Origin of the sequence: uncultured Sphingorhabdus sp., assembly GCF_937872355.1 — a bacterium.
In the GTDB taxonomy this organism is placed as follows: Bacteria; Pseudomonadota; Alphaproteobacteria; order Sphingomonadales; family Sphingomonadaceae; genus Sphingorhabdus_B.
The window spans coordinates 1-7715 of the sequence record NZ_CALMSV010000005.1 but is presented as its reverse complement, the minus strand read 5'-3'; the positions used below and the strand labels follow the sequence as shown (position 1 = coordinate 7715).

Annotated in this window: 6 protein-coding genes and 1 pseudogene; 1 reads left to right on the top strand and 6 read right to left on the bottom strand. The window is 60.8% G+C overall.

The features are described from left to right. Both Q0239_RS00115 and Q0239_RS00110 read right to left on the bottom strand, forming a co-directional pair. Positions 1-796, bottom strand: a 796-nt coding sequence (locus tag Q0239_RS00115; protein WP_298596494.1) for an EamA family transporter, incomplete at its 3' end; no start/stop codon positions are given. Then, positions 793-2052: an NRAMP family divalent metal transporter gene (locus Q0239_RS00110; RefSeq protein WP_298596491.1), complete on the bottom strand. Its 1260-nt coding sequence runs from the start codon at positions 2050-2052 to the stop codon at positions 793-795. The genes Q0239_RS00115 and Q0239_RS00110, both read right to left, overlap by 4 nt. A gap of 122 nt (positions 2053-2174) precedes the next feature. On the opposite strand from Q0239_RS00110, the gene Q0239_RS00105 reads away from it, so the two are divergent. Further along, entirely contained in the window at positions 2175-3002 is an 828-nt protein-coding gene (locus tag Q0239_RS00105; protein WP_298596489.1) for an SDR family oxidoreductase, read from the top strand. Between the two features lie 12 nt (positions 3003-3014). Here Q0239_RS00105 and Q0239_RS00100 read toward each other — a convergent pair whose 3' ends face one another. The 4 genes and pseudogenes from Q0239_RS00100 to Q0239_RS00085 all read right to left on the bottom strand — a co-directional run. After that, positions 3015-4535, bottom strand: a complete 1521-nt coding sequence (locus Q0239_RS00100; protein WP_298596485.1) for a fumarate hydratase — start codon at positions 4533-4535, stop codon at positions 3015-3017. A 58-nt stretch (positions 4536-4593) separates the two neighbouring features. Beyond that, positions 4594-5304, bottom strand: coding sequence for a DUF3142 domain-containing protein (locus tag Q0239_RS00095; protein WP_298596482.1), 711 nt, complete (start codon positions 5302-5304; stop codon positions 4594-4596). Positions 5305-5311: 7 nt separating this feature from the next. Next, positions 5312-7447: a hypothetical protein gene (locus Q0239_RS00090; RefSeq protein WP_298596479.1), complete on the bottom strand. Its 2136-nt coding sequence runs from the start codon at positions 7445-7447 to the stop codon at positions 5312-5314. Positions 7448-7539: 92 nt separating this feature from the next. After that, positions 7540-7715, bottom strand: a pseudogene (locus tag Q0239_RS00085) (acyl-CoA thioesterase domain-containing protein); the annotation flags it as partial.

The following is a 7715-nucleotide window of genomic DNA, read 5'->3' as shown; positions in this document are numbered from 1 at the left end:
TAAAGCCGAGCGTCAGGATCACTTCGACTTGCCCCACCGCGCGCACCAGTGCGACCGGTGCGGTGGCAAAGCCGGTGAACCAGCAGGCCGAACCCAGCGCCGCCAAAACCCCCACCTGCCCCGATGTACGCCATGTCGCAAAGACACGGGGTAATTGCTCGCGCTCGCGCCAGGCCACATAGCCACCCTGCATCAATGTCTGCCACGCCTGCACGACCACCAGCGCGATCAGTGCGGCTAACAGCTTGTCGCTGGTTGCCAGTTCGAGCGAGGCCGATTTGACGAAGATCGAGGTCATGGTGAAGCCCAATCCTGCGCCGAGCCCGCACAATGCGGCGGGTTGGACAATGTCATGCAGCTTAAGTCTTTGACCACCCGCAGCGACGATCATGACGCCCGCAACGCCAATGGCTATCCCGCTGATAGTCAGCCAGCTCAAAGTCTCACCCAGCATCAGGAACGCCAGCAAGCCCCCCTGCATTGCCTCGGTCTTGGCAAAGGCCGTGCCCGCGACATAGTTGCGATAGCCAAAGGCCATCAGCAGCAGGTTGGTACCGATGATCTGGGCAAAACCGGCAGCGGCGCAAAAGGCGATGAAGGGCAAATGAAGTTCGGGAAAGTGGCTTCCCGTCCACCACAAATACAACCCCAACAAGGCCATTCCCACCGGCAAGCCATAGAGATAGCGCACGAGACCCGCCGCATTCACGGAAAGCTCCGCCCGCACCCGCTGCTGCACTGCGGTGCGCCACGCCTGGAACAGGGCAGCAAGGAGGGTCGCGGGGAGCCAGATCATAGGGTGGCGAAAAAGACGATGGTTGCGATCGCCATCACGCCGGTGGCAATCCAGCCGGTGATTGTCGCCCGCGTACCGAGACGCAGGCTGTGCATCGCCTTTCGGTTGCGCGCGATCAGCATCATCACCGCCATCAGCGGCGCAGCGAGCACACCATTGACCACCGCCGCCCAGTAAAGTGCCTTGGCCGGATCGATGCCGACAAATTGCAGGCCGACGCCAAGCAAAGTGGTGACCACAATCACGCTATAGAAAAAGCGCGCCTTTTGCGGTTTGGCGGCAAGGCTGCCTTTCATCCCGAACATCTCGGTCACCGCATAGGCCGCCGAACCGGCGAGCACAGGCACCGCCAGCATGCCAGTGCCGATAATGCCGATGGCAAACAGCGCAAAAGCGAGGTCACCCGCTATCGGCCGCAATGCTTCCGCCGCCTGCGCCGAGGTTTCGATGTCATAGATGCCGTTGGCGTGAAGCGTCGCGGCGGTGGCGAACACGATGGCGATCGAGACCAGCGAGCTGAACGCCATTCCGGTCAGCGTGTCGATGCGGATACGCTCCAGTTCCGGTCCAGCCTCCTTTGGCGTGACGTAAAGCGGTTTTGCCTTGTGGCGCTTCTGCTCCTCAATCTCCTGCGCGGCCTGCCAGAAAAACAGATAGGGGCTGATGGTCGTGCCGAGAATGGCGACCACCGCCGTCGCATAAGCCCCTGACCATTCGATTTGCGGCACGATCAGCGAAGTCAGCGCGGTGCCCCATGGCACCTTGGCGACCATCACCACCGCGACATAAGAGAAGAGCGACAATGTCGTCCATTTAAGGATCGCGGCGTAACGCTCATATGGAAGCCAGATTTCGGCGACCACGCAGACCACGCCAAAGAGCAGCGTGTATAGCATCACCGGCCCGCCAACCAGTAACTCTACCGCCGCACCCATGGCCGCAAGGTCTGCTCCGAGGTTGATGATATTGGCGATCAGCAACAACGACACCATCGTCACCAGCAGCCAGCGGGGATAATGACGCCGCAGATTGCGTGCTATCCCTGCGCCTGTCACGCGCCCGATTTCGGCCGCAACCTCCTGGATCGCAACCATCAGCGGAAAGCTGAAAAGAAAGGTCCAACTGAGGCCATATCCGAATTGCGCGCCGACCTGGCTGTGCGTGCCGATGCCCGAAGGATCATCATCCGCAGCACCCGTGACCAGCCCCGGGCCGAGGCGCGAGAGGAATTGGCGGAATTTACCCTTTTCGCTCATGCGTCGCTTGTTATTGTGGTGGCGAGATGCGGTAAGATGACCACTTGGAGAAAGACAGGGTTCATGACATCGTCTTACGCCATAGTCTGGCCAAGACAAGCCAGCGCAGAGGGAGAGCAGCGATGCAATTTGCAGGCAAGACAGCCGTCATCACCGGAGGCGCCACTGGCATAGGCTTTGCGCTTGCCAAGCAGATGGGCAAGGCTGGCGCGCGGATCATCCTGTTCGAGCCGCGCGAGGAAGTGCTGGGCGAGGCGACCGAAGCGCTCATTTCACAGGGCATTGATGCCAAATATTTCGCGGGCGATGTGGCGGACGTGGAAGCGATCGAGGCGCTCGCCGATTTCGCCTGGGCGGAAAATGGGCGCGGTGACATCATAGTCAACAATGCCGGAGTCGGCGGACCGCGCGGCGGCATATTGAATACGGATCTCGCCGAGGCCCGCGCGCTTTACGACGTGAATTTCTGGGGTGTGTGGCACGGCATCCAGACCTTCGGCAAACGCTACCGCGCCGACGGCCTGCCCGCGGCGATTTACGCCACCGCATCGGAAAACGCGCTGTTCAACGCGCTACCAACGGGCGGCGGGGCCTATGTTTCGGGAAAGCATGCGCTGTTCGGGCTGATGGACGTGCTGCGCCGCGAAATCGCCAACAAGCCGGAGCTTTCGAACATCACCCCTGGCGTCATCATCCCCGGCTGGGTCGCCACCCAGTTGTCACGCCACAACGGCATGGAGGCAGACCGCTTCGCCGAAATCATATTCCAGCAGATGCAGGCGGGGGAAAATTATCTTGGCGCCCCCCCCCGTAATGTCGTGCGGGGTGGCGGACGGATCGACGAACTGGAAGCCGCCTTTGCTAGCTATGCCCCGCGCTATGATGGCGACGAGGAATATGACGTGCAGCTTTACTATGCGCGGCTAGCGGCAGAACAGGCTGGCACCTGATCCGCCAGCGCGTCAGGCGTTTTCGAGCAAGCCCTCCTCGGCAATCTTCTTCTTCCACACCAAAGGCGCGCTGGTGTGGACATTCTCGCCCGTGGAATCGACCGCGACCGTCACGGGGAAGTCGCTCACCTCAAACTCGTAAATCGCTTCCATGCCAAGGTCTTCAAAGCCGACGACCTTGCTGCCCTTGATCGCGCGGGCGACGAGATAGGCCGCGCCGCCGACTGCCATCAGATAGGCTGAATTGTGCTTGGCGATGGCTTGTGTGGCGGCGGGGCCACGTTCGGCCTTGCCGACGCAGCCGAGCAGGCCCTGTTCGAGCATCATGTCCATGAACTTGTCCATGCGCGTCGCGGTGGTGGGGCCGGCGGGGCCGACAATTTCCTCGCCCACCGGATCGACCGGGCCGACATAATAGATCATCCGCCCCTTGAAGCTGACGGGCAGTTCCTGTCCCTTCGCCAGCATGTCGGCGATGCGTTTGTGCGCGGCGTCACGTCCCGTCAGCATCTTGCCGTTGAGCAGCAGGCGGTCGCCTGCCTTCCAGCCAGCGACCACTTCGGGCGTCAGTTCATCAAGGTTCACACGCTTCGCCGCGCTGTCCGGCGCCCATTCGACCTTGGGCCATTCATCCAGCTTGGGTGCCTCAAGGAACACCGGCCCCGCACCCTTCAGCGTGAAGTGCGCGTGGCGTGTAGCTGCGCAATTGGGGATCATCGCGACGGGTTTGGAGGCGGCGTGCGTCGGATAGTCCATGATCTTCACATCAAGGATCGTCGCAAGACCGCCCAACCCCTGCGCACCAATGCCGAGCGCGTTGACCTTGTCGAAAATTTCGATGCGCAGCCGCTCGATGTCGTTTTGTGGGCCGCGTTCCTTCAGCTGCGCCATGTCAATCGCGCCCATCAGGCTTTCCTTGGCGAGCACCATCGCCTTTTCCGCGGTGCCACCGATGCCGATGCCGAGCATCCCTGGCGGACACCAGCCAGCGCCCATTTGCGGCACCATTTCAAGCACCCAGTCGACGATGTTGTCTGACGGGTTCATCATCTTGAACTTGGTCTTGTTCTCACTGCCGCCGCCCTTCGCCGCTACGTCGAAGCTCACCTTGTCACCCGGCACCATTTCCAGATGGACGACCGAGGGCGTGTTGTCGCGGGTGTTGACGCGGGTGAAAGCGGGGTCGGCCAAGATCGAGGCGCGCAGCTTGTTTTCGGGGTGGAGGTAAGCGCGGCGCACGCCTTCGTCGATCACCTCCTGCAAGCTGCGGTGGCTATCCAGCACGCATTGCTGCCCCCATTTGACGATCACGGTGACGATGCCGGTATCCTGGCAGATCGGGCGGTGCCCTTCGGCACACATGCGGCTGTTGGTCAGGATCTGCGCGATCGCATCCTTGGCGGCCGGGCCCTGCTCCTTCTCATATGCCTCCCCCAATGCTCGGATATAATCCATCGGGTGGAAGTAGGAGATATACTGCAGCGCGTCGGCGACGCTTTCGATGATATCGTTTTCGCGGATCGTAACGGTCATGGAACAGGCCCTGTTTGCTGGGAGAACGCCATCGCCTTTACGCAGACGGGCCGGATGTTCAAGACCTCTCGGGATTCAACAGGAAAACCACATAGCCCCTGAATTTCGGATTGCGCGGCAGGTCGGGCGGAGCTTGCCATTCGCCATTCTGAACAAGGCCGATTTTGAACGGCAGCTTCCCCCGCTCCAACTGGCGCAGATAGGCCTGATAGCCGGCTATGGTTTGCCGTCCCTGATAGGTTTGCAGCACCACTTCATCGACCGTGCCCGCCAGCGCGTTGAGCGCCGGGCTATCGCCACCGCTGCTCCAATCGAGCAAGCCAGTCACCGAAAGGCCGGTGCCCTTTGGCAATTCGGCACGCAATCGTTTCAGAAAGGCGGCATAGCCGGGCAATCCCCGTGTCGCGGCGTCGAAATCGATCTGGATGCCTGCGATCCGGTTTCCCTTGGCTTTCCAGCGTTCGATGTCGCGCCGGATACGCGGCAGGACATTCGCGTCCCACGCCAGCGTCTCGACACGATAGACAATCCAGACCTGCGCATGCTTCACCCGCGGGACCGCCGGACGCAGATCGACATAGCGCCCCTCAGGCCCGCCCTTGATTTCAGCGGCGAGGATATAAATCGTCTTCGCCTTGTCGAGCACCAGTTGCGGCTCCACCCCCGCCCATTGCCAGAAGGTGTCATAAGCGTGCGCATCTACGCGCCCCTGCTCCGCCCGGTCACAACCAGACAGCAGCAGCAGCGCGAAGAGCGCCAGCAGGCGCATCAGCGGCTCACCAATAGACGGTCAACTTCTTCGCCCAGGGCGAAGTCGGGAATTCGCGTTTCAATTGCTGGAACCACGCCTTGCGCTGGGCTTGTGATTGCTCGCTATCATCGCAGCCATTGATCCCGCTGGGCGCATAGCAACGGATCGCACGGTGCAATGCATAAGCCCGGTTGTCAGCTCCCGCTGCCGGATTGGCAATGATCGCCTTATAGGCATCGAGCCGCGAAAAGCGCTTGCCGCCGAAAGGCGTTGGGTTTCCGCCCAGTTCATCCTTGCGACGCGGCTCATCCAGATATTCTGTCACGCCGTAAAAATCGGGGTCCATGCCATGCATCCGCACGAACTCACCCAGACACAAAAGCCCGCGCGGATCTTTGGCATTGGCGGCCAGCGTTGAGGCCGTGGTGCGGAGCGCCGGGCAGGCAAAATCCTTTGATCCTGCCCAATTGAACACCGCAACTTCCGAGAAACGGGGCGTTTCATAATCGTCGGCGGCGATTCGCTTGGCACTGGCCGGAACCAGCACGCTATCCTTTACAAAGCCCGCATAGTCGCCGCGCGTCAGTTGCTTGTAGAGCAACGCGTACAGCGCGACGTTGCGTTCGCTCGCCGGAGCCGCCTTGTCGACAGCACGCGTGCGCAGCAGCGCAGGGCCCGCCGAATAGCGCAACAGGATTTCGCGAATTTCCGCATCGCGGATCGGAGAGCCCGGTGCATAAACCAGATCGAGTGCCTTGCTGCGTTCCAGATGCATCGCAAGGCCGAGTTCCGCCGTGCCCTTTTGGAAGGGCTGCTTGCTGGTATTCAGTGCGGCGATCAACGCCCCCCGCGCGCCAGCATCACCAGTTTCGTCCATCGCCACAGCGCGCAGCAACTGACGGCTATAGCCGAGATAGCTGGTTCCGGCCGTGTTGGCCGGGATCAGTTTCAATACGGCCGCCGGATTCTTCTCGACATAATAAGCGTGGGCCGCGAGCAGATAGGTGAACAGGTCTTCCTTGCCGGCAAAAAGCCCGCGCAAAGCCTCTATCGAAGCACGGCTGATCGGGCCGTTCTGGGCATTTTGCCGATCGTCCTCATCATAATAACGCATTTCACGCAGCGCGATTACCGCGAGCAATTCGGGATCGCTGGTATCATCGGGGCCGAGTTCACCGAACAGCTTGATGTCCAGTTCCTGTACCAGATCGGCGAGCGACAGGTTGCGCTTGCTTGCATCCTTTTCCGCAAATTGGGCGATATATTCGTTCAGCAATTTCTGCCGCTCCTGCCCCAGCCAATATACACGGCGGAGCAGACCGCGCGCCGACGCCGCATATTCGCCATTGGGCCAGCCCTTCAGATAGGCGCGCAGGCCGTTTTCCGCAGCCGCGAGCAGCGCCTTATCGCCGCCTTCCTTGTTGAGATCGCCATATTCACCAAAGGCGCTCTCGGTCGCCTGATTGAGCGCTACGCGGCCAATCATATAAGTCGTAGCCGCATCGAGCCAGTTGTCGCCGGTCTTGCCGATGGAGGAAAATGCGGCGCGCGCGCCGGCAAAATCGCCGTCATAAAAGGCAGCGGCCCCAATCAGATAATCGGCAAAGGCCTTGCCGGTTTTGGAGGTGACATTGTGCACCGCAACTTCGGCAACCGCGCGTGCGGTTTCATCGCTCGAACATTGCGGGCTCATCGCGCTGCGCGCGGCGGCCAGTGTTGCCCGTTCGGCTCCGCTCAGGCCCTTTGCCGCGCCGACCGCTGCGATAAAGGAAGCCGAACCCGACTGGTTCGACATGCAACGTGTACCCCAGGGGAAATCGCTACTGTCATCCCGCTCCTTGCGACCCGGCCCCAATATTCCGGCAAAATAGGGGAAGCTGAAGGGCTCGGCCTCGCTGCGGCGGCGATCATTATAATAGCTGTCATAGTCCGGGACATTCGAAACACCGACCAAGCCATGCCGATCGTGCAACAGCATCAGCAGATTGACGCGCGTGTCATTGCCCGGGCTGAGCAAAGCCGTGCCGCTGCAACCATTATTGTCAGTCTGCCGGATTTTCCAGTCAGGGTAACAGGTGGAATCGGAACTTGCCTGTGCCGGCTGGGCAACGAAAGGCGCGGCAATAGCGAGGGCAGCAAATGCGAGCGAACGAAGCTTCATCGAAGGGACTCCTTTATCCCTTCTTGTGAGTCAGACAGGTTTCGCCGTCAACCAATCCGATAGACCGGTGCGTCGATTTTTACGTGAACCGATCAATCGGCCTTGGGCGCACGCATCCGGATCAAACCTTCCTGCGCACAGGTCGCCACCAGTCGCCCGTCGCGAGTATAAATCGACCCGCGGTTGAAACCCCGTCCACGCCCCGTCCATGGGCTGTCGCAGCTGTATAACAGCCAGTCATCGACGCGGAAATCGCCGTGCAGCCAGA

What these genes read in the sequence shown, in the direction of transcription:
- Q0239_RS00110 (WP_298596491.1), bottom strand. Translation starts at nt 2,052, where the DNA reads ATGAGCGAAAAGGGTAAATTCCGCCAATTCCTCTCGCGCCTCGGCCCG.
- Q0239_RS00090 (WP_298596479.1), bottom strand. Translation starts at nt 7,447, where the DNA reads ATGAAGCTTCGTTCGCTCGCATTTGCTGCCCTCGCTATTGCCGCGCCT.
- Q0239_RS00105 (WP_298596489.1), top strand. Translation starts at nt 2,175, where the DNA reads ATGCAATTTGCAGGCAAGACAGCCGTCATCACCGGAGGCGCCACTGGC.
- Q0239_RS00095 (WP_298596482.1), bottom strand. Translation starts at nt 5,304, where the DNA reads ATGCGCCTGCTGGCGCTCTTCGCGCTGCTGCTGCTGTCTGGTTGTGAC.
- Q0239_RS00100 (WP_298596485.1), bottom strand. Translation starts at nt 4,535, where the DNA reads ATGACCGTTACGATCCGCGAAAACGATATCATCGAAAGCGTCGCCGAC.